16 protein-coding genes are annotated in these 22,849 nt (G+C 55.8%); 12 read left to right on the plus strand and 4 right to left on the minus strand.

Annotated features, from left to right (window positions below; all coding sequences use genetic code 11):
- Nucleotides 1-183 precede the first annotated feature (183 nt).
- From QMN23_RS06180 to QMN23_RS06225, 10 genes are all read left to right on the plus strand, one after another.
- On the plus strand, nt 184-1,134 hold the full coding sequence (locus QMN23_RS06180) for a transposase (RefSeq protein ID WP_282002663.1): 951 nt from the start codon (nt 184-186) through the stop codon (nt 1,132-1,134).
- 317 nt (nt 1,135-1,451) lie between these two features.
- On the plus strand, nt 1,452-2,615 hold the full coding sequence (locus tag QMN23_RS06185) for a hypothetical protein (protein ID WP_282002665.1): 1,164 nt from the start codon (nt 1,452-1,454) through the stop codon (nt 2,613-2,615).
- 16 nt (nt 2,616-2,631) lie between these two features.
- Nucleotides 2,632-3,561, plus strand: a complete 930-nt coding sequence (locus QMN23_RS06190) for a hypothetical protein (protein ID WP_282002667.1) — start codon at nt 2,632-2,634, stop codon at nt 3,559-3,561.
- A 328-nt stretch (nt 3,562-3,889) separates the two neighbouring features.
- Complete coding sequence (locus tag QMN23_RS06195) at nt 3,890-5,782, plus strand: sensor histidine kinase (RefSeq protein WP_282002669.1); 1,893 nt, start codon at nt 3,890-3,892, stop codon at nt 5,780-5,782.
- Between the two features lie 4 nt (nt 5,783-5,786).
- A complete protein-coding gene (locus QMN23_RS06200; RefSeq protein WP_282002671.1) occupies nt 5,787-6,425 on the plus strand; it encodes a response regulator in 639 nt (212 codons plus the stop codon).
- 208 nt (nt 6,426-6,633) lie between these two features.
- Complete coding sequence (locus tag QMN23_RS06205) at nt 6,634-10,062, plus strand: LamG-like jellyroll fold domain-containing protein (RefSeq protein WP_282002673.1); 3,429 nt, start codon at nt 6,634-6,636, stop codon at nt 10,060-10,062.
- 75 nt (nt 10,063-10,137) lie between these two features.
- The gene (locus QMN23_RS06210) at nt 10,138-10,305 is read left to right on the plus strand and encodes a hypothetical protein (protein ID WP_282002675.1); all 168 of its coding nucleotides are present in this window, start codon (nt 10,138-10,140) and stop codon (nt 10,303-10,305) included.
- Nucleotides 10,306-10,510: 205 nt separating this feature from the next.
- A complete protein-coding gene (locus tag QMN23_RS06215; RefSeq protein ID WP_282002677.1) occupies nt 10,511-13,981 on the plus strand; it encodes a LamG-like jellyroll fold domain-containing protein in 3,471 nt (1,156 codons plus the stop codon).
- A 521-nt stretch (nt 13,982-14,502) separates the two neighbouring features.
- Nucleotides 14,503-15,024 (plus strand): hypothetical protein, encoded by a 522-nt coding sequence (locus tag QMN23_RS06220; protein WP_282002679.1) that lies wholly within the window; start codon nt 14,503-14,505, stop codon nt 15,022-15,024.
- Nucleotides 15,025-15,081: 57 nt separating this feature from the next.
- Nucleotides 15,082-15,696 (plus strand): LysE family translocator, encoded by a 615-nt coding sequence (locus QMN23_RS06225; RefSeq protein ID WP_282002680.1) that lies wholly within the window; start codon nt 15,082-15,084, stop codon nt 15,694-15,696.
- Between the two features lie 104 nt (nt 15,697-15,800).
- On the opposite strand, the gene QMN23_RS06230 is transcribed toward QMN23_RS06225, so the two are convergent.
- On the minus strand, nt 15,801-15,977 hold the full coding sequence (locus QMN23_RS06230) for a hypothetical protein (RefSeq protein ID WP_282002682.1): 177 nt from the start codon (nt 15,975-15,977) through the stop codon (nt 15,801-15,803).
- Nucleotides 15,978-16,295: 318 nt separating this feature from the next.
- Between QMN23_RS06230 and QMN23_RS06235 the strand changes: the two genes are divergently transcribed.
- On the plus strand, nt 16,296-17,228 hold the full coding sequence (locus QMN23_RS06235; protein ID WP_282002684.1) for a hypothetical protein: 933 nt from the start codon (nt 16,296-16,298) through the stop codon (nt 17,226-17,228).
- A gap of 83 nt (nt 17,229-17,311) precedes the next feature.
- Here the strand turns inward: QMN23_RS06235 and QMN23_RS06240 are convergent, their stop codons facing one another.
- The 3 genes from QMN23_RS06240 to QMN23_RS06250 form a co-directional block, all read right to left on the minus strand.
- Complete coding sequence (locus tag QMN23_RS06240) at nt 17,312-19,555, minus strand: PAS domain-containing sensor histidine kinase (RefSeq protein WP_282002686.1); 2,244 nt, start codon at nt 19,553-19,555, stop codon at nt 17,312-17,314.
- A gap of 247 nt (nt 19,556-19,802) precedes the next feature.
- On the minus strand, nt 19,803-20,009 hold the full coding sequence (locus QMN23_RS06245) for a hypothetical protein (RefSeq protein ID WP_282002687.1): 207 nt from the start codon (nt 20,007-20,009) through the stop codon (nt 19,803-19,805).
- Nucleotides 20,010-20,145: 136 nt separating this feature from the next.
- Nucleotides 20,146-21,210, minus strand: coding sequence for an NADH:flavin oxidoreductase/NADH oxidase (locus tag QMN23_RS06250; RefSeq protein ID WP_282002689.1), 1,065 nt, complete (start codon nt 21,208-21,210; stop codon nt 20,146-20,148).
- 211 nt (nt 21,211-21,421) lie between these two features.
- Here QMN23_RS06250 and QMN23_RS06255 point away from each other — a divergent pair, with 211 nt between their 5' ends.
- The gene (locus QMN23_RS06255; RefSeq protein ID WP_282002691.1) at nt 21,422-22,756 is read left to right on the plus strand and encodes a S41 family peptidase; all 1,335 of its coding nucleotides are present in this window, start codon (nt 21,422-21,424) and stop codon (nt 22,754-22,756) included.
- The last annotated feature ends 93 nt before the right edge of the window (nt 22,757-22,849 follow it).

Here is a 22,849-nt window from a genome sequence, read left to right on the forward strand (position 1 = left end):
GAAAAAAATGAAGAAATTATACGCATTACTTACAGCGGCATATCTTTTATCTGCGTGCTCAGAGACGGTATACGAAGCTCAGCAAAAATTCGGAGGTACTGGAACCCTTCGGGGACGTTGTGGAACCCTTCGGGGACGTTGGTCACTTGTGCTAACTTACATAGGATAACTATCTGAAAAACCATGCCACGAACAGCGCGAATTGACATACCTGGAGTGCTTTACCATGTCATTGTCAGAGGCATCGAGCGCCGCGATATCTACACGGATGACGAGGACAGACATGCCTTCGTTGACCGGCTGTCATCGCTGCTCGAAAAAACGGGCACATCCTGTCTTGCATGGGCACTCATTCCGAATCACTTTCACCTGCTGCTTCGCACGTCAGAGGTAAAGCTTTCTACGTTTATGCGTCGGTTGCTGACCGGTTACGCCGTCGTCTTCAACCTCCGACACAATCGAAGCGGGCATCTCTTCCAGAATCGGTACAAGTCGATCGTCTGCCAGGAAGATTCCTACCTTCTGGAGCTCGTTCGGTACATTCATCTCAATCCTTTGCGAGCTCACGTCGTTGCCAGCCTCGACTCGCTTCACACGTATCACTGGTCCGGCCATGCAGTCATCATCGGGAAAGGGGAGATGAAGGGACAAGACGTAGGTTCAGTTCTCGCACTATTCGGGACATCACGAGCAAAAGCGGTTGGTGGCTACCGAACTTTCATTGCCGATGGGATTGGCCAGGGGGCTCGACCCGAGTTGATTGGGCGTGTCATAGGCCGGGATGGCTCGGTGGGTCCAGCCGATTCGCGAGTACTTGGAGATACAGGCTTTGTTGAAGGGATTCGTGTGCAGCATGCAGTAGAGAGCCAAGTCCAAGACCGAATTCCTGTTGCCGTCATTGCTGAGAATGCTGCCGCCGTTCATTCAGTTCCGGTTCGCGCACTATCAGCAGGAGGACGGCGGGAGGCAGTGGTGAGAGCGCGCTCAATGACAAGTTTCCTGGCTTTGGAGGAGGGGCATTCTGTTACCGAGATCGCGCGATATCTTGGAATGTCGCGCAACGGTGTGGTGGCTGCGGCAAGACGACACGTCGAACAGCCAAATTCATCCGTCAACGAAAAATCAGCTACTTAATGCATGTAAGTTGGCAGAATGTACCAACGTCCCCTTGGGGGGTCCCCTGTAAGTTGGCAGAATGTACCAACGTCCCCTTGGGGGGGCCCCAACGTCCCCTTGGGGAGTCCTCAGTTGGCTTGGTAAATGACTTATTCTGTCGCAGTCATGTAGTAATGTCATGGCGACAATAGTAAAGAAGGTTGCCACTATGGCAAAAGACAGCATTCAATCTCAACAATGGCTCAACTTAACACTTTCTTAGCAATATTGGCACTGAAGCTGCCAATTTCAGCTGACACCATAAAATGACAAGCGAAAAAAACGAAAGGATAATCATGATGCTACCTCCTGAAAATAAGTATAGATGTGAAGAGCTTATAGATATTGATATTGAAAATGAAATAAATGCGATTAACAAGGAAATGAGTGGCTTAGTTACTAACTCTTTAGATTGGACAAAAGGAGACTATATAACCGTTTTTTTTGCGGGCATACTTGGTGGATTAGTGGATATATTTTTGGGTAAGCCTGCAGACGGCTATTCAAGTTCAGCTAATGACGGTAGTTTACTAGGAAAATCTGCAGAGCCCAAAATAACCAAGGATGCTTATTTCGGCTTGGGAGAAAAGCTTAAACAATTTGACTTAAAAAATAATCCAATTGATGCACATATACCAGGAGCACCAGTTGGCGATCATCGGCTATATTCGTATGGGCATGATCTCTTTAGATTCAATAAGGGTCTTCAGTTGATTTTGAAAGGCACAGGACCAATTGGAATAAACGGTACAGGAGGTGAAATATCTCTAGAACAATCTCTACAAGGATTTACATCACCAGATGAAATGTGGAAGGCAGCACTAATTCTTTTGTTGCATTTATATAAGGACTTTTGGTCTGCCAGGTCACTACCTATTCCTGGTTCAACAATAATCGCAAACCTGAATAATGATGAAATGCCAGAAATTATAGACGAATTAACCAATAAACATGAAGTAAATTTACGACAGCTAAGTGGACAAGTATTAAGCGTAACAATAGTAGAAATTATCAACAGAATATGGATATATTTTAGTTCTAAGAAAAGCGATGTCTCAAAAGAGTTAATAGATCAGAAACGAAATAAAATGCTGCTACTTTCTCATTCAGTAGCCATGGCATTCAACTTAGGCAAAGTATTTGTAACAAAGAACCCATTTTTTTTGAATATACCGCAAATCCTAAAGATAGTTATACTATCCTTCAAAGTAGTTAACGACGAGATAAAGTTAACTCACAACACTATGGTAAAAGTTGACCTTGGAGTGATTCGCAATAAATATATGACATTACAAACACTCGTTATGCTAGATGATGCGATATGCTATACAGCAGACTTCAATAAGTTTTTTATAAAACAATCAGAGGAATACACAAAGCTAATTACAGATAAGACATTGACAAATAACAGCAATTTCAGCGAAATAGATATAATTTTACAAAAATTCAACGAAATTTAATCGTGGGAGACCAACAATGACTAATGCGCTGATGACAATTACACTTGATAAAGAGGTAGCAAACAACCCCAAAACTATTGCTGATATGATTATGCAATTAACCAAAGACATTGATAATTGCAAAGGTGATTTATCTGAAATTAAAGATCGTGGTGTTTTTAAGAGATTCTTTTCTAATAATACAAAAGATTTAGCTGATGCTATGATTAAGCAGAATGACACTATATCATTATTCCTAAATATTATTCAGTCTATCATTATGCTTCATATGCACAATACAGTAGTACTAGGCAAAATTCAGGAACATCTGCATATGTATACTGCATCAGCAGGTGATACTGAAAATAAATATACAAATATGGCGAAGGAATTTATCACCCAGTCATATAATGCCGCTTTAACATTAAAAAATAAAATTGATAAACATGAAAATGCCGTGTGTGAAATAATGAAACAACTGATCGATAAGGACAAAATCGATGAAGAACAATCTTATAAAATAGCTCAAATAAATACGCAATTTGAGAAACATGAATTGGATGACGAAGAACAAGATAAGAAGATAAGCGAATTAGAAAATGCTATTGAAGCTAAGAGCATTATAGATTCTAAGCAAGATCAAGTATTGTCAGAAATAAGCTCAGAATTATTAAAGCACGATTCAATTGATACTGTGCTATCACATAAAATTGACAGCTTAAACAAAATGATGATGCTCAAAGATGATATAGATAAAATACATGATGCAACATTAAACGAACATCAAGGTTCTATAGCTAATATCAACAACAAAACCGAACTTCTCAAAAACCAGTTAGACAAACTATCATCTGATATTAACAACATAAGTAACTTGGCAGCTAAAGCCTCAATAAATAATCTTGTACATCACATTATCACTTGGTTAGTAATCGCAATTTTGATCGGCTACATTATTTTTAAATAAAAATTGACACAGAGTAGGCACCACGCCTCCTTTCACATAAAAGAGTAAATCAAATGGTCAACCAGCGCCAAGACCGGCCCAAAACCCTGCCGGTCAGGCTTATGGCGTTGGACACCAGAAAGGACAAACAATGAAGCCTGAAGAAATTCATCCCGTTGGGGCACCCTTCGGGGGACGTTCCTTTCCATTTGAGTAACTCCGATGGGAAATTGCCCTCCCCGGAAATTGAAATTTGACCCACTCTTTCTGATAACCCAGGCTGTAAATTTGCGCCGTCAAACGTGTAATGCTTAATGGGCGCTTGCTTTGACGGCAGCATTTAATTACCATGACGGCCATGTTGACGGAAAAGGCACATAATTCATGGCTGGCGTTTGTGCCGGGTCTTTTCCTGTTGTCTCTCCTTTTCTGCGCCCCCTTTACAGCCGCAGGGGCCTCACCGCCGCTCGTTCTCCATGCCACTACCGCTTCAGCCCCGCTGGCCGGTCATATCGACATTCTGGAAGACAAAGCCGGACAATTGACGATCAAGGAGGTAAGCGCTCCCGCTGCGGCCGCGCTGTTCAAACCTGATCCCCGGCCTGTCCCGCACTTCGGCTATACCTCAGCTGTCTACTGGGTCAGGTTCACCATCGACAACGAGGCGGTCGCGGAAAAACGGTGGCTGCTGGAGCTGAATTTCCCGCTCGCGAATTACCTCGATTTTTACGCCCCGGCCACAGGTAGCGGCTTCGAACGCATGCAGGCTGGCGCCATGCGGCCGATGAGCATCCGGAAGTTTCAGCACCGCAATCCCGTCTTTCCCGTTTTTATCGATGGCTCCGGCCAAACCTTCTATTTACGGATTGACGCCAGGGGGCGGACATTACTGCCGTTAACGCTTTGGACTCCCGAGGCCTTTGCCCGCATGGACAGCCGCAGGAATATGGTGCATGGCTGCTATTTCGGGGCCATGATGGTGATGTTCGTCTACAACCTGTTTGTTTTTCTATCCCTGCGCGACAAGAACTATCTGTTCTATATCATCGATATCTTTTGTTTTGCCCTGTTCGTCTTCTTCTCAAATGGTTTTCTGATCGAATTCATCAGCGGCGATACTCCGTTGATCAACACCTACGCTCCTTTGAATGTTGCGTTCGGGCTTTTTGCCGGCCTCTTATTCAGCCGCAACTTTCTGGATACCGCTCGCAATGCCCCCTTCATAGACCGCATTTTCAAGATATTGCTCTGGGTGGCTTTTCTGTCCATACCCGCATTTTTTGTCGTTCCTCCGGATTTCTGGAAACGCGCCATAGCTGTTGTTACGGGCGGCGCATCCATCTTCGGCCTGACTGCCGGGGTGATCTGTTTCCGCAGGAGGTATCATCCGGCCCGCTATTTTGTGGCCGCCCGCAGCTTCCGTATGCTGGGTATAGGCTCTTTTGTCTTTGGCGCAAATAATCTGCTTGCCACGAGCCTGCTGACCAACTTTGGCTTGCAGATCGGCTCGATTCTTGAGGTGCTGCTTACCTCCTTCGCCCTGGCCGACCGTATCAGTATCATGCGGCGGGAACGGGAAGAGGAGATGTTCGAACGAAGCAGGCTTGAGCATGAAATCGTCCATATCAGTGAGGATGAGCGCAGACGCATCAGCCATGACCTGCACGACGGCTTGTGTCAACAGTTGACAGCGGCGCGACTCAGGTTTTCGGTGCTCAAGCGCAAACAGCTGGCAGTGGATGGGGCCCAGCCCGAACTGACCCGGATAGCGACGCTGCTGGATGATGCGGTGAATCACGCCTATAGTCTGTCACGCGGACTCTGGCCGGTTGAGCTTGATCCGGTCGGTGCAATCCCCTCGCTGCAGGAACTGGCGCGCCGGTTGTCGGAGTCGAGTGGCATACCGATCGAGTTCAGCCGGAAACAGCGCTGTGAAAACTGTACCAGCAGGCATATCATCCAGCTGCACAGGATTGCCCAGGAGGCGATTACCAATGCTCTCAAGCATGCCCAGGCCGGCTTGATTCAGGTTGACTTCGATTGTTGCGGCAGGGGTGTGGTGTTGGAAGTGCGGGATAACGGGATCGGGCGAGGCATTGCCGCAGATTCTCCGGGTGGCCTTGGTACCGGGATCATGCATCACCGGGCACGGATCATCGATGGTGACCTGCGGATTCTCGATGTCGCAGGGGGCGGTACCGCCGTTGTCTGCCGGGCAGCGTGCGACGTGATAAAGGAGTAGTGACATGACGAGTGACAAAAGAACCTGCGCCGGGATTATGCTGGTAGACGATCACCCTGCTGTCAGGCAGGGGGTGGCCCTGGTGCTGGAGGAAGAGGGTTACCGGATCTGCGGCGAGGCGGATAGTTGCGCTACGGTTCACGCTTTTCTGGCAAAGCAGACGCCCGACCTGGCATTACTGGACATATCCCTTGGCCAGGAGAGCGGCTTGAACCTGATCCCGGAGATCCGGCACCGGGGTGTGGCGACGCTGGTCTACTCCATGCACGAAGATCCGGCTAGTATCGAGCGCGCCTTCATGGCCGGGGCACTGGGATACGTTGCCAAGCGCGAGTCTACGGAGGTGTTGCTGGATGCCGTTGCCGCTGTTCTGGATGGCAGGCGTTATGTCAGTCCCTGCTCTGCCCAGAGTCTTGCCAGCCGCGTGCTGGCAGGGGCTGAAACGGAACATGCCGCCGTACTGAGCGAACGGGAAAAACAGGTACTGCAAGGCCTCGGCAACGGCGCCGCAACCGGCGATATCGCCGCCCTCTGTGGCATCAGCGTGCGCACGGTGGAGACCTATTACAGCCGGATCATTGAAAAGCTGAAGCTTGACGGCATGAAAGCCTTGCGCCGTTATGCCGCCACGTTCAAACCATAACGCCACCCCGTCACATTATTCGCCAGGCCTTCTGCACTATTCTCACCCTGTCCGTAAAATCCCCTACAAAGCCCCTACACAAAAACCACCAGTTCCACGACAGACAAGCCGGGCTTGAAAGGTGTATCTACTAGATGCACCTTTTTCTCTCAACAGCTTGAAATGAGCGGATGAGACAAGATGACATCAACAGCGGAGGGCTCCGTTTATGCGACGTTTCAGTCAGTTTGTAATGATTTTACTCGCGGTGCTGATCTTTAACAGCGGTACTGCCTGGTCGTCGCTGGCCCGCTTTGTTGATATGGAGGATGGGACGGTACTCGATAGATGGACGTACGTGCGCTGGCTGAAAGACACCAACTGTTTTTATAACAAAGTAAACTGGTATGATGCCATGCTGCTTACCGTCAAACTGGCATCTGGCCAGTGCGGTTTGACGGATGGTTCGGTTGCCGGTGACTGGCGGCTGCCGAGTGGGAACGAACTGAGTTTCATGTCGTCTGAATCTGTGAGCGAAGCCGAGCTCTATGCGACATTTGCTGTAGATTATTATTATTATGCAAGTTACTGGACTAGCTCGCAGGTGAACGATAGCTTTATGGTGGTGAGGTTATACCCTGGGGCAGTGCTCGGCCCTTTCAATGCGAGCACGACCACAGAGTACTTTTGGCCGGCCAGAGAGGGGCATATCGGTTGGCTGAAGGTTGCCCCTGCTCTTACCAGCAAGGACTTTGGCACTGTCCCACCCAACACGAGCTCTGCCAGCCAGACCTTTACCATCAGCAACGACGGTGCGATAACTGTCGCCCTCAACATCCTGCTGGATGGGGGGGATACCGGCATGTTTACCCTGGACAAGGGGGACGGAACCAACGGCACCTGCGGTGCTACGCCGGGACTGGATCCTGGTGCCAGTTGTACTGTCTCCGTCAGCTTCACCCCCACCAAGCTCGGCGGTAAATCCACCAACCTGCGGATATACACCACCAACGCCGCCAAGAATCCCGATACGTCCATCCTGCTGAGCGGCAACAATCCCGATCCTACGGTTTCCTGGTGGAAGGGGGAGAACGACGCCACTGACAGCGTAGGCAGCAATAACGGCATCACCAGCAACACGATAACGGCAACTGTTGCGGAGAATCAAACCGCAACCGCATTGTGTAGCGCAGGGTCTACCATAACATCATTTACCTCGGTTTACGGAGCTGATCCAAACTGGGTAAACTGTGGCAGTTGCGAGATCGGCTCATCCAGCTGCAGTGTCGCCTACAGCAACACCGCTTGCGGTGATCCGTACCTGAATCAGACGAAGCAAGGCAAACTGGCTATCGTGTGCGGCAGCATGTTTGCGCCCGGCAAGCTCGGACAGGCGTTCAACTTTGACGGTACTGGGCAGTATGTCGCGATACCGAGTTCTACAACATTGGATATTTACGGCACCCATGCCGTTGCGTTCTGGGTCAAGCCAGCCGCGTACCCGGCCTCCGGCAAGTCGTTCTATCTCGTCAACAAGTGGACGGATGGGCAAGAAGATAAGCGGGTAACCATCGATTCGGACGGCAAGGTGCACTATTTTCTGTTTGGCACAAGCGCCAGTGCGGGGGTGACATCGACCACAGCCGTGCAAACCAATGTCTGGACCCATGTTGTGGCTACCTATGACGGCACGGACATGAAGATCTATCTTAACGGTGTTCTGGATGCAAGCGTTGCCGCCAGCGGGGATGTTTTGGACAGTACCGGTCCCTTATGTTTGGGCTATAACCCCCTAAGGGTAAGCGAGGGACTTGAAGAGCCTTTCACTGGCCAGCTTGATGAAGTGGGGTGGTACAACCAGACGTTGTCGGCAAGCGAGGTTAGTCTGCTCGCCAATATGGTGCCTGATGCCTTTAGTTTTACCGCCAGGACCGGCATGCCGCTGAATGTGGCAATTTTCTCAAACCCGGTCACCGTGACCGGTATTACCGCCCCCACGGTGATCTCGATAACCAATGGTGACTATTCAGTTTCAACCGATAACGGCGCCACCTGGGGTGACTGGACAAACATCTCGGGCACCATAGCTGTCAACAGTCAGGTCAGGGTGCGGCTGACATCGTCCGCCACCGCCGCCACCCAGACCTCCGCAACACTCACGATCGGTGCCGTATCCGGCGTATTTAATGTCACAACGGCAGCAGCGGGTGATCCCATTGTCACTGTCAACGGGCTTGGACTGGTATCCTGGTGGCAGGCGGAGAATAATGCCAATGACACCTTGAATGGCAATGATGGCCTGATCAACAACACACAGTCGGTGACTGTGGCGGAAAATCAAACTGCAATTTTATCGTGCGGCACAGGGTCTACCATAACGTCATTCACCTCGGTTTACGGGGCAGATCCAAAATGGGTAAACTGCGGTAGTTGTGAGACCGGCTCATCAAGTTGCAGCGTCACCTATAGCAACACCATTTGCGGTGATCCGTACCCGGGGCATGTGAAACAAGGTGTACTGAGTATCGTGTGTGATGATGCATTTGCACCTGGCAAGGCCGGACAGGCGTTTAACAGTCCTGCGCAGAATATCTCGGTACCGCACTCATCGTCATTGAATATTTCCGGCGCCCATACCGTTGCCTTCTGGGTCAAGCTTGCCGAGAAGCCGGCTAGCGGCAAGTCGTTCTATCTCGTAAACAAGTGGACGGATGGAAACGAAGACAAGCTGGTTAGCATCGATTCGGATGGCAGGGTGCACTACTACCTGCTTGGCACAAGCGCCAGTGCGGAGGTGAGATCGGCCACTGCCCTGCAGACCGGTGTCTGGACCCATATTGTGGCTACCTATGACGGCGCGGCCCTGAAGATCTATCTTAATGGCGTTCTGGACGTAAGCCTTGCAGCCAGCGTGAATGTGGCGAATAGTACCGGCAAACTGTATTTTGGCTATAACCCCGGCAGGGTCAGTCAGGGAAGCGAGGTGCCGTTCTACGGCCAGCTTGATGAACTGCTGTGGTACAACCGGGCGCTGTCAGCAACGGAAATCCCGGCAATGATGGAAAACTATACCTATACCCTGACGGTCTCCGTATCGGGCAATGGGGGCGGCACGATCACCAGTGCTCCCCAGGGCGCCGATCCGGTCGGCGTCGCCTGCACATCGGGAACCTGTACGACTACCTATCCGTACAATACTCCTGTTGCCCTCACGGCGACACTCGATCCCATCACTACCTTTGGTTCGTGGAGCGGCGATTGCAGCGGCAGCGGGGCCTGCGGTTTCACCATGAATTCGGACAGAACCGTTTCGGCAACCCTGACCCAGGCCCCGCTGGCAATGAACAAAACCTACAATAACAAAACCTACGCGACCCTTGCCGATGCCCTGAACGATACGGACAGGGCCGCCTTCTCCGGCGACGAGTTGCTGCTATTGGGTACGACATACGATGGGGCTGTCTCGCTGAATAAGGGATTTATCCTGAACGGCGGCTGGAACGCGGCATACCTGGGCCTGAGCGGGCTGCCGACTATCTTGAATGGCGGCCTGATCTTTCAGAGCGGCGACTCTACTCTCAAAGGCGTGAATGTGAATGGATTACTTACCATCCAAGGCGGCAGCCTGGAGGTAAACGGTCTGGTGGTTGGGCCGTAGAGGGCTATTACTGAACAGTGCTGATTTGCTTAGGGATCCGTTCTGAAGGGCGTCATCCGCCTCGGGCCAGAAGCGTTGCTTGAACTCGTCCAACAGCGGGGCAAGGCTTTTGCGGTCAGCCGCGCCGCCGTATTCGGCATCAGCATGTCCACGGTGGAAACCTATTACAGCCGGATCATTGAAAAACTGAAGCTTGACGGCATGAAGGCCTTGCGCCGTTATGCCGCCACGTTCAAACCATAACGCCACCCCGTCACATTATTCGCCAGGCCTTCTGCACTATTCTCACCCTGTCCGTAAAATCCCCTACAAAGCCCCTACATAAAAACCACCAGTTCCACGACAGACAAGCCTGGCCGGAAGGGTGTATCTATAGGACTCGTATCTTTGTGTCTTACTGCTTGAAATGGTTTGAAAACCCCTGGTGTCTACAGAGGAGGCCCGGTTTATGCGACCTTTTTACCGGTTTGTAATGATTTTACTCGCGGTGCTGATCTTTAACAGCGGTACTGCCTGGTCGTTAGCGCGCTTTGTTGATCTGGGTGACGGTACGGTACTCGATACCACAAGCCAACTGCGCTGGCTGAAAAATGCCAACTGCAAAGCAACGCTAGGCGGCATTACAAAAAATGGTGATACTCTTCCTTGGTACAGTGCCCAGACCTGGAGTGGGAATGTCGCGTCAGGAGCCTGCGGGCTGTCCGATGGTTCGGTTGCCGGTAACTGGCGCCAACCAACCAAAGAGGAACTGCAGACACTCTCCTCTATCAGCAGCACCCCCAGCGTTACCCTTAATGCAACAGGAGTTTTCAACAACAGTGTCTTAGAGTTGATGTACTACTGGACGTCCAGTGTTGACCCTGGCGACCCATACGACTTCTTCGCTATCTGGATGGGGCCTAATCCCTCAGTGAGCAGTCTGTATTACACAAACGCACTTGCTGTCTGGCCTGTCCGCTCCGGTTTGTGGGTTGTGTCGGCGGTTTCTGTTGCCCCCACCAGCAAGGATTTTGGTAGAGTGACAACCAACACAACATCAGCAAGCCAGGTTTTTACCATCAGCAACAATGGAGCTGCGGGTGATCTGCTGCTCGACAATATCGCGGTTACCGGTGGTGACAGCGGCATGTTTGTCCTGGACACAGGTGACGGAAGCAATGGTACCTGCAGTGGTTCGAAAACACTGGGGATTGGCGCCAGTTGTACGGTCTCTGTTGCCTTCAGTCCCACATCAGGCGGAACAAAATCAACCACCCTGCATTTTGGTTCCAACGACGCAAAAATGACGAACATAGACATATCCTTGAGCGGGACCGGGGGCAGTCCACCAGTTTCCTTGTGGAAGGGGGAGAACAACGCCACTGACAGCGCAGGAAGCAATAACGGCATCACCAGCAACACGATAACGGCAACTGTTGCGGAGAATCAAACCGCAACCGCATTGTGTAGCGCAGGGTCTACCATAACATCATTTACCTCGGTTTACGGAGCTGATCCAAACTGGGTAAACTGTGGCAGTTGCGAGATCGGCTCATCCAGCTGCAGTGTCGCCTACAACAACATCACTTGCAGTGATCCGTACCCGCTTCAAGCGAAGCAAGGCAAACTGGCTATCGTGTGCGGCAGCATGTTTGCGCCCGGCAAGCTCGGGCAGGCGTTCAGCTTTGACGGTACTGGCCAGTATGTCGCGATGCCGAATTCTTCAACATTGGATATTTTCGGCACCCATGCCGTTGCCTTCTGGGTCAAGCCTGTTGCGAACCCGGCCTCCGGCAAGTCGTTCTATCTCGTCAACAAGTGGACGGGTGGGCAAGAAGATAAGCGGGTAACCATCGATTCGGACGGCAAGGTGCACTATTTTCTGTTTGGCACAAGCGCCAGTGCGGGGGTGACATCGGCCACAGCCGTGCAGACCAATGTCTGGACCCATGTTGTGGCTACCTATGACGGTGCGAACATGAAGATCTATCTTAACGGTGTTCTGGATGCAAGCGTTGCCGCCAGCGGGGATGTTTTGGACAGTACCGGTCCCTTATCTTTGGGCTATAACCCCCTAAGGGTAAGCGAGGGACTTGAAGAGCCTTTCACTGGCCAGCTTGATGAAGTAGGGTGGTACAACCAGACGTTGTCGGCAAGCGAGGTTAGTCTGCTCGCCAATATGGTGCCTGATGCCTTTAGTTTTACCGCCAGGACCGGCATGCCGCTGAATGTGGCAATTTTCTCAAACCCGGTCACCGTGACCGGTATTACCGCCCCCACGGTGATCTCGATAACCAATGGTGACTATTCAGTTTCAACCGATAACGGCGCCACCTGGGGTGACTGGACAAACATCTCGGGCACCATAGCTGTCAACAGTCAGGTCAGGGTGCGACTGACATCGTCCGCCACCGCCGCCACCCAGACCTCCGCAACACTCACGATCGGTGCCGTATCCGGCGTATTTAATGTCACAACGGCAGCAGCGGGTGATCCCATTGTCACTGTCAACGGGCTTGGACTGGTATCCTGGTGGCAGGCGGAGAATAATGCCAATGACACCTTGAATGGCAATGATGGCCTGATCAACAACACACAGTCGGTGACTGTGGCGGAAAATCAAACTGCAATTTTATCGTGCGGCACAGGGTCTACCATAACGTCATTCACCTCGGTTTACGGGGCAGATCCAAAATGGGTAAACTGCGGTAGTTGTGAGACCGGCTCATCAAGTTGCAGCGTCACCTATAGCAACACCATTTGCGGTGATCCGTACCCGGGGCATGTGAAACAAGGTGTACTGAGTATCGTGTGTGATGATGCATTTGCACCTGGCAAGGCCGGACAGGCGTTTAACAGTCCTGCGCAGAATATCTCGGTACCGCACTCATCGTCATTGAATATTTCCGGCGCCCATACCGTTGCCTTCTGGGTCAAGCTTGCCGAGAAGCCGGCTAGCGGCAAGTCGTTCTATCTCGTAAACAAGTGGACGGATGGAAACGAAGACAAGCTGGTTAGCATCGATTCGGATGGCAGGGTGCACTACTACCTGCTTGGCACAAGCGCCAGCGCGGAGGTGAGATCGGCCACTGCCCTGCAGACCGGTGTCTGGACCCATATTGTGGCTACCTATGACGGCGCGGCCCTGAAGATCTATCTTAATGGCGTTCTGGACGTAAGCCTTGCAGCCAGCGTGAATGTGGCGAATAGTACCGGCAAACTGTATTTTGGCTATAACCCCGGCAGGGTCAGTCAGGGAAGCGAGGTGCCGTTCTACGGCCAGCTTGATGAACTGCTGTGGTACAACCGGGCGCTGTCAGCAACGGAAATCCCGGCAATGATGGAAAACTATACCTATACCCTGACGGTCTCCGTATCGGGCAATGGGGGCGGCACGATCACCAGTGCCCCCCAGGGCGCCGATCCGGTCGGCGTCGCCTGCACATCGGGAACCTGTACGACTACCTATCCGTACAATACTCCTGTTGCCCTCACGGCGACACTCGACCCCATCACCACCTTTGGTTCGTGGAGCGGCGATTGCAGCGGCAGCGGGGCATGCGGTTTCACCATGAATTCGGACAGAACCGTTTCGGCAACCCTGGCCCAGGCCCCGCTGGCAATGAACAAAACCTACAATAACAAGACCTACGCGACCCTTGCCGATGCCCTGAACGATACGGACAGGGCCGCCTTCTCCGGCGACGAGTTGCTGCTATTGGGTACGACATACGATGGGGCTGTCTCGCTGAATAAGGGATTTATCCTGAACGGCGGCTGGAACGCGGCATACCTGGGCCTGAGCGGGCTGCCGACTATCTTGAATGGCGGCCTGATCTTTCAGAGCGGCGACTCTACTCTCAAAGGCGTGAATGTGAATGGATTACTTACCATCCAAGGCGGCAGCCTGGAGGTTGATGATGTGACAATCGGTCGGTAGAAATGAGCGTTCCCCGCCGCACTTCTCACTTCTTCACCAGAGGCCTTTCAGGGCCTCTTTTTTTGCCGGCGTTTTGCTTCTCGATGCCTACTCCTCTGTCCGCCGCGAGGCCGTTGCCGCTTGCCGGGTAAAATTTTTCCCGTGAGGTTGCTATATGGAGGAACTTTTCAGAATTCCGCGTAGTTGAACAACGGGTTCATCGCTCTTCGCGCGCCTTGGCCTGTGATCTTTGTCTTGACGTTCGGGCCGATAAATCGTGCAATTCTCTACTCGGCAAAGCACCAGCCTGAAGCGTCGCTATTTCATAAGTGCGCCGCCTTTGTCGGTCCGCTCACAATCGTAGCATTTTACGGGGCGCTTTCAGGGTCGTTCAAAAGATTAAATCAGGGGTGCGGTTAGGAGACACCCTTTGCGTGTTGGCATTTACTGAGTCTGGTATACTCAAAGCAACTACGTCCCGGCAATTGTCCCTTGAGGAAGGTTACTATCCTCTTCCGCTTCAAAGAAACGGAAATGGCCCTATGTCTGGAATGATCGGCTCACTCTGGGGAATTATCGGGGTCTTGCTGCTCCTCGGTAGCGCGGCATATCGTCTGACCCCCCTTGCCCTGGCCGCTTTTTCCTCTCCTTTCCAGTGGTATCACTGGGTGGCATGGACCCTAAGCATCGTGTTTATGGCCCATGCAGAAGGTTATCGCGGTTTTCAATGTCATTTTTCCCCACGTGTTGCTGCCCGGGCGCTCTATCTCAAGGCGCATCCTCGGGCCGTTTATGTTATTTTGGCTCCTCTCTTCTGTATGGGCTATTTCCATGCGACACGCCGGAGGCAGATCATCTCCATTTCCCTCACGGCGGGAATTGTTGTGCTCATTCTGGCTGTCCACAGGCTCGCCCAGCCTTGGCGGGGGATTGTCGATGCCGGGGTTGTGGTCGGCCTTGTCTGGGGAGTCATTTCCCTGTTCTGGTTCGGCATAAAGGCTTTTGCCACCGGAACGTGCGACTGCTCTCCAGAAGTTCCGGAGCCGTGGAAGGTGAAAAAGTAGTCCACTATTTTCCCTGTTCTGAAATAAAATGATCTCCAAACAAACCCAGGAGACCCCATGCTCAGTACCGAATTCCTGCTCACCTCGCTCGTCGTCGTGCTCATCCCGGGCACCGGCGTGATCTTCACCGTATCGACCGGCCTGGCCCAGGGCCGCAAAGCGAGCATCTATGCGGCACTCGGCTGCACTGCCGGCATCGTCCCCCATCTCGTTGCCACCGTGCTCGGCCTGGCCGCGCTGATGCACGCCAGCGCGCTGGCCTTCCAGACCCTCAAGTACGCGGGGAGCGCCTATCTGCTCTACATCGCCTACGCCACCTGGAAAGACCGCTCGGCTTTTGCCCTGAACGAGGCGCTGCCGCGGCGCTCGGCACGCTCGCTCGTCGTCCGGGCGGTGCTGCTCAATATCCTCAATCCCAAGCTGACGATCTTCTTCCTCGCCTTCCTGCCGCAGTTCGTCACTCCCGCGGCTGCCGGCCCGCTGCCCCAGCTGCTCTTGCTGAGCGGCGTCTTCATGGCGATGACCTTTGCGGTGTTCGTTGCCTATGGCCTGCTGGCCCACGCCTTCCGCCGCAGCGTCATCGAATCGGCTCCCGTCCAGGCCTGGCTGCGCCGCAGCTTTGCCGCAGCCTTCGCCGGACTGGGACTGCATCTCGCCCTGGCGGAGAAGTGACGGCGGGTGTCGGCAACGTCGGTTTACCGCGGACAAAACAAAAGGGGCCGGGCTGTTTCGCCCGACCCCCATTCGATTTCGTTTCCTGCCGGCAATTTCCTACCTCAAATTGCCACCCAGTCTTCCCCTTCATCGCCAGCCATTTCGTCTACGTGGTGATGGGTCATATGGTCGATGCCATGTGACCTGAGCCAGACGTACACGAACAGGACGGTCGTAACCAGCATGACGAGAAGCAGGCTGACGGTCGTGCTGAACATTACCCAACTGATGCCTGTCATGATGACAACCCCCTTTCTTTCCGAATATGCTCATATATTGCTTGAGATTATTATATCACATCCGGCGTTTTGGACGCGGCAAATATTTTATTCGGCCAGGTCCCGATTGTCGCTGCTTTGCCTAAGCTAACCATCTGTAATTACGCGTATTTGACAGGGCGTATTTGTAGGATAAGCTCTTGTTAATTCCGCCATCCCGCCGCTTTTCCCCCACTGCACCTACACCCGTTTGCCGGTTGCCCACCACAAGGAAGGGGTAAGGAACAGCCGGACACCGCGAAGCAGTCAACCGGTAGCCGGAGATCAAGGAGGATTTCCATGAAACGATGCGCTACAACCATCACGCTGATTTTCGCTCTTCTTTCCTTCGCCACTGCCGCTTTCCCCTGGGGCTCCGCCACCCATGCCTACATCGACGGCAAGATCGGCAAACGGCTGCTCTTCGATGCCCAGGAACGGTACGGCGGCATGGGACCGGACCTGTTCAACTTCATGTTCACCAACCCGGCTCTTGCCACCTACCTCTATGGCCAGACCCACACGGAGTTCATGAAGGTCTGGGACGCGGCGCACACACCGGTGGAGAAGGCGCTGGCCTTCGGTTTCGTCAGCCACAACGACGTCTGGGGGGCGGACATGACGGCCCACCATGACGGCCTCACCTTCGGCCAGGGGGAGGGGTACGTCATTGCCAAGGCGGCAATTCTCACGGATATGCTGAAGACGGTCCCCGAATTCGCCGCCCTCGGCCTCCCCGATCCGGTAGTCATGGAAATCGCCCACAATTTCGTGGAGTACGGCACCGATATCCTCGTGAAGCGCGCCGATCCGCTGATCGGCCAGAAGGTGATCGTGGCGGCGGTCTTGCGCAGCCCAGACTTCCCGCGCCTGTTGATCAAGGCCTATGGCGGGGGAGTTGCCGCGGCCGCCGGGATCTCCCCCGCGGAGGCTGCCCGGCTGATTACCGCCACCGAGCTGGATTTCCGCAAAATGATCATCTCCTACGGCCAGGCGCTGACCCTGGGCGAGGCCACGTCGCGCGGGCTCCTTGCCGAGCAGCTGGCCGCCTTCGCCACCGCTTTCCTCCAGGCTTACGGGATCGTTCTCCCGGAAGGGGTCGATCTGGTCCCACTGGCTGAACTGGGAATCTCGCAGGCGATGCAGCTCTGTGCGGCTGATTTCCCCGGCGAACTGGCCGCGACGGTCGATGAGGTGAGAGTGCAGCTCAAGGCGCACGACATCGGGTATTGAAACCGGCAGGAGAGGGGGCTGGGAGAACGGGCCCGGCATCCTGCCGCCAAGCGCAGGACGTCGGGCTCGCCGCCCTGAGGGAGTCACGCGTTGGGGAGCGTAAAGTAAAACGTCGCGCCTGCATCGACGTCGCCCGTCGCCCAGGCCCGGCCGCCGTGGCGTTCGATGATCCGCTTGACGGTGGCGAGGCCGATGCCGGTCCCTTCGAACTGCTCGTCGGTGTGGAGCCGCTGGAAGGGGCGGAACAGTTTATCCACGTAGGCCATGTCGAAACCGGCGCCGTTGTCCCGGACGAAGTAGACCTTTTCGCCATTCACCGTCGTCCGGCCGAACTCGATCCGACCGTGGGGCGTCCGGGCGGTGTACTTCCAGGCATTCCCCAACAGGTTCTCCAGGAGCTGTCGCAGCAGGGTGGCATCGCCGCTGGCCCGTAGCCCGCTGGCGATGACCCACTCCACGTCCCGGGCGGGCTCGGTTTCGTCCAGCATGGCGGCAATCTCGGCTGCCTTGGCGCTCAGGTTGACCTTCTGGTGGTGCAGTGTTGCCCGTCCCACCCGCGACAGCTCCAGCAGATCGTCGATCAGTTGGCCCATCTGGGCGCTTGCCTTGCGAATCCGGTCGAGGATCTGGCGTGCTTCGACGGGGAGCTGCCGGGCATACTCTTCCGCCAGGATGGCGCCGAAGCTGTTGATGTGGCGCAGTGGCGCCCGGAGATCGTGGGAAACCGAATAACTGAACGCCTCCTGTTCGCGGATCGCGGTCTCCAGCTCGACCGTCCGCTCCATTACCCGCCGGTCGAGCTCCCTGTTGTGCCGATTGAGGCCCTCTTCGGTCGCTTTTTTGTCGGTAATGTCCTGGATCGTGCCGATCATGCGGGCCGGGTTGCCGTCGGGCGCGACGATGATTTCGCCGGTGCCATAGACCCAGCGCTCAATGCCGTCTGATGCACGAACGATCTTGTACTCCATGTCGAACCATTTCTTCTGGAAGAGGGCGTCTGCCAGATGATGTTCCATTTTGCTCCGGAAGTCGGGATGAACCAGCAGGAGCCAGCCTTGGGAACTTCTGGAGAACGTCTTGTCGATCCCAAAGATGAGGTCAAGCTCGGGGGAACTCGTCCAGCAATCTGCAAGCACATTGTAATCATAGGTGCCAACGTGGGCGATCCGCTGGCATTCACGGAGCAGCCATTCACTCTGCCGTAACGCTTCCTCTGCTGCCTTGAGCTCGGTGATGTCCACATGGGTACCGATCAGGCGAAGCGCGTTCCCCTCGGCATCGCGGGCCACCGCCGAGCCGCGGCCGAGGATCCAGCGCCAGCCGCCATCCTTGGTCCGCATCCGGAACTCGACCTGAAACGCCGGAATCTTCCCCTCGGTGCAGGCGAGGTTGGCGGCCAGCGCCTGGTCGCGGTCCTCGGGATGAATCAGCTCGAGCCAGAGCTGCAAGGCCATCGGAAACTCGTCGGGCTCGTAACCGAGCATCCGGTAGTAGCCGGGGCTGAAATAGACCCGGTCCAGGGCGGGGGACCAATCCCAGAGGCCGACACTGGCGGCGTCCATGGCGAGATGGAAACGTTCTTCGCTTTCGCGGAGCGCCTCCTCCTTCCGCTTCAGCTCGGTGAGATTCCGTACGAAGCAGACGAAGCGATGGGTGCTGGGGATATAGGTCGTACTGACTTCAACGTCGATGATCCTGCCGTCCTTGCGCCGATGCTGGCTTTCAAAGCGACCCGCGCCGCCGTCGATGACCTGCCGGATATGCGTCTGCGTCTCCGCCGGGCTTTCACGCGCTTCGATATCCCCGATGGCCATGTTCAGCAGCTCGCCGCGCCCGTAGCCCGAAATTGCACAGTAGAGATCGTTGACTTCCAGAATCCGGCCGCGTTCGTCGGCAACCAGGAAGCCGTCCATGGAGGTGTCTTTGATCGTCCGGTATTGGCTGGCGCTTTCCCGTGCCTGCAGTTCCGCGTCGAGCCGCTCGGTAACGTCGTGCAGGGTACAGAAGACCGGGTCGACGCCGGCAGCGGTTATCTCGACGGCGCGTCGGCTGCCGTCTTTCCTGGTGATAACGACGTTGCGCGGCGCGGGGAACCCTGCTGCCCGGTCCGCTTCGTAGTCCTGGCGGAATTTGGCGTGTGCTTCGCCGTAAAGCTTGCGGAACCAGGCGTCGAGGGTGGGGACTTCGTCCCGGGCGAAGCCGGTCAGGGCTTCGGCCGCCCGGTTCTGGCCGACGTGATTGCCGGTGATGCAGAGGGTGGCGACCGGTAGCGAGTCAAGGAGTGCGATGATCGATTCCTGACTGAGATTGCCCGGGGCTGGCAGCATGTCTCCTCCCGACTATGCCGGATGTTGCTGAACAGTAATCAATTATAAGCCGTCGGCGCGGTTTTGCACGCCGGCCGACTGCCGGCGATCTTTCTGCCGGTCCGGCGGCGGGGTAGTGGCAACTGCATGAAAACTATCGGGAAGGTCGCGGCGGGGCGATATCCGCTCCCTGCCAGCCGGGTTGGCGGTGCGTGAGCGGCGGGGGCGGGCGAATTTGCCGGTTGCGGTCCGGCGGCGACGGTATCGGCTATTGCTGGCTGGCGAAATAGAGATCGAGCGCTTCCCGGACAATTTCGGACATGCCGCCTCGCCGGTTGCTCGATAACGAGCGCAGCCGCTCGATCTGGTCGGGCCGCAAATTGAGCGTTTGCGGCCGGTTGGTCTTCTTTTTGACGGTTCGTCGCCGACTGGGCGTCATCTTGGCCTGTTGCCGGGGTGTTTTGTTATCTGTCATACCATTTCCTTTTCGCGCCTATCTTACCCAAAACTGCCGCATTAGGCGAGAATTTTCATGAAAATGGGCGAATTCCTTGTATCGCTGCCGTTGCCGGCCAGTGGTAAACAAAACACAGTCCAGTAATTCATGCCAGTTAGAGCTTGGCCCGTTCGTACTGCGGCGGCCAGGAAACATCCACCCGGAGGGCCCGGGCGGCGCGGAGCGGCCAGTGGGGGTCGCGAAGCATCTCCCGGGCGAGGAAGACGGCGTCGGCCAGTCCGGTGGCGACGATCTGTTCGGCCTGGGCCGGCTCGGTGATGAAACCGACGGTGCCGGTGGCGATCCCCGCTTCGTGGCGGATGGCGGTGGCGAAGGGGGTCTGGTAGCCGGGGCCGAAGGGGATGGCGGCGTCGGGGGTGACGAAGCCGGCGGAGCAGTCGATCAGGTCGACGCCGAGTTCCTTGAGCTGCCGGCAGAGCGCCACCGACTGGGGCAGATCCCAGCCTCCTTCCACCCAGTCGGTGACGGAGAGCCGGACGAAGAGCGGCAGCTCCGCCGGCCAGGCGGCGCGGACCGCCCGGGCCACCCGGAGCGGAAAGCGGAGGCGGTTTTCCAGGCTGCCGCCGTAGTCGTCGCGCCGGTGGTTGCTGAGCGGGGAGAGGAATTCGTGGAGCAGGTAGCCGTGGGCCATGTGCAGTTCGATCACCTGGAAACCGGCCGCCTGGGCACGCTGGGCAGCGGCTACGAACTGGTCTTCGATCGTCGCCAGGTCGGCCACGGTCAGTTCGCGCGGCACCGGATGGCCGGTAGCGAAGGGGAGGGGGCTCGGCGCTACCGGCTGCCAGCCGCGGCTTCCCGGGCCGAGGGGACCGCCGCCGCGCCACGGTGCGTCGGTGGAGGCCTTGCGGCCGGCGTGGGCGAGTTGGATGCCGGCCACGGCTCCCTGCTTGCGGATGAAGTTGACGATCGGGGCGAACCCCTCGGCGTGCCGGTCGGCCCAGATGCCGCTGTCGTCGGGGCTGATCCGGCCTTCGGCGCTGACCGCCGTCGCCTCGACCATGACCAGCCCGGCGCCGCCGACGGCCCGGCTCCCCAGGTGGACCAGGTGCCAGTCGGTCGGCATGCCGTCGCAGCTCGAATACTGGCACATCGGCGAGACGAAAATCCGGTTGCGGCAGGTAACTTCCCGCAGTTGCAGGGGGGTGAAAAGTCGGCTCATCTGCATCCTCCTCGTGATCGTTGGGCAGTGTCCGGCTGCAGCCGGACACCACCTAACTGTAGACCAGGGAGGGAGCGTGTCAAGCCTCCGGCCGGCCGGCACGGCACACGCGATCATTGACAAGAGCGGCAGATGAGCAATAAAGTAGACCGTTATCCGTATGCGGCCGGCAGCGCCGGTCGTTCTCCCCATTTCCCCGGAGGTCCCGCTCGTGCTCAGCAGAACGAAGATCACCCTCGGCCTGGTGGCCACCCTGGTCATCCTTGGCGTCGGTGCCGGCATCGGCTGGCATCTGTACAGTTATAAGCCCCGGCGGCAGGATGTCGAATATCTGCAGCTGTTTCGCCAGGTGCTCCAGGAGGTGCGGAGCGACTACGTCGAAAAGGTGCCGACCAAGAAGCTCCTCGAAGGGGCGATCAACGGCATGCTGGCGGCCCTCGACCCCCACAGCGAATATCTTCCCCCCGAGCCGTTCGCCGAGATGAAGGTGGAGATTTCCGGCTCCTTCGGCGGCCTCGGCATCGAGATCTCCCAGAAAGACGACCGGCTGACGGTAGTGGCCCCCATCGAGGATACCCCCGCCTGGCGGGCCGGGATCAAGGCGGGGGATTACATCTGGAAAATCGACAATACGTTCACCCGCGGCCTGACGATCACCGAGGCGGTGAAACGGATGCGCGGCGAAAAGGGGACCAGGGTGACCCTGACGATCATCCGCCAGGGGGTGGACCGGCCGCTGGTCTTTCCGCTGGTGCGCGACATCATCAAGACCCGCAGCCTCAAGGCCCGGACCCTGGCGCCGGGTTACGGTTACGTGCGCATCGGTCATTTCCAGGAGCGGACCGGCGAGGATTTTGCCGCTGCCCTGCGCAAGCTGCGGGCGGAGAACGGCGGGACCTTGCAGGGACTGGTGATCGACCTGCGCAACAATCCCGGCGGGCTGCTCGATTCGGCGGTGCAGGTGGCCGGGCGCTTCGTCGGTGACCGGCTCGACAACGGCCTGGTGGTCTATACCAAGGGGCGGGAGCCGGTCGGCCGGCACGATTACAACGCTACCCTCGGCGAGAAGGAGCCGCTCTATCCGATCGTGGTGCTGATCAACGGCGGCACCGCCAGCGCCTCCGAGATCGTTGCCGGCGCGCTGCAGGATTATCACCGGGCGGTGATCATGGGGACGACGAGCTTCGGCAAGGGCTCGGTGCAGACGGTGATCGGCCTGCCGAACGGCGCAGGGCTCAAGCTGACCACCGCCCTCTACTACACGCCGAAGGGGCGTTCGATCCAGGCGCAGGGGATCATCCCCGACATCGTCGTCGGGAATGCCGAACTGAAGGTGGAGAAAGGCGACCTGGGCGAGAATTTCCACGAGAAAGACCTGGACAACCACCTCAACGTGCCCCAGCCTGTTGCCGCACCGGCAAAGGTGCGACCGCAGGGGGGCGCCGGCGCTGCCGCTGCGGCGGCCGGGGCGGCGGAGAAGGATTATCAGCTCGATCGCGCCCTCGACCTGCTCAAGGGGTGGGAGCTGATGAAGAAACGGTCGTAAAACGGGCCAACTGCCCTCCTCAGCCGCAGGGGGAGGGCGAACGCAGCTCTCACCGCCGTGCGGCGCTGCGGGCATAAAAAAAGCCGTCCCCGG

Origin of the sequence: Geotalea uraniireducens, assembly GCF_027943965.1 — a bacterium.
Classification (GTDB): Bacteria; Desulfobacterota; Desulfuromonadia; order Geobacterales; family Geobacteraceae; genus Geobacter; species Geobacter uraniireducens.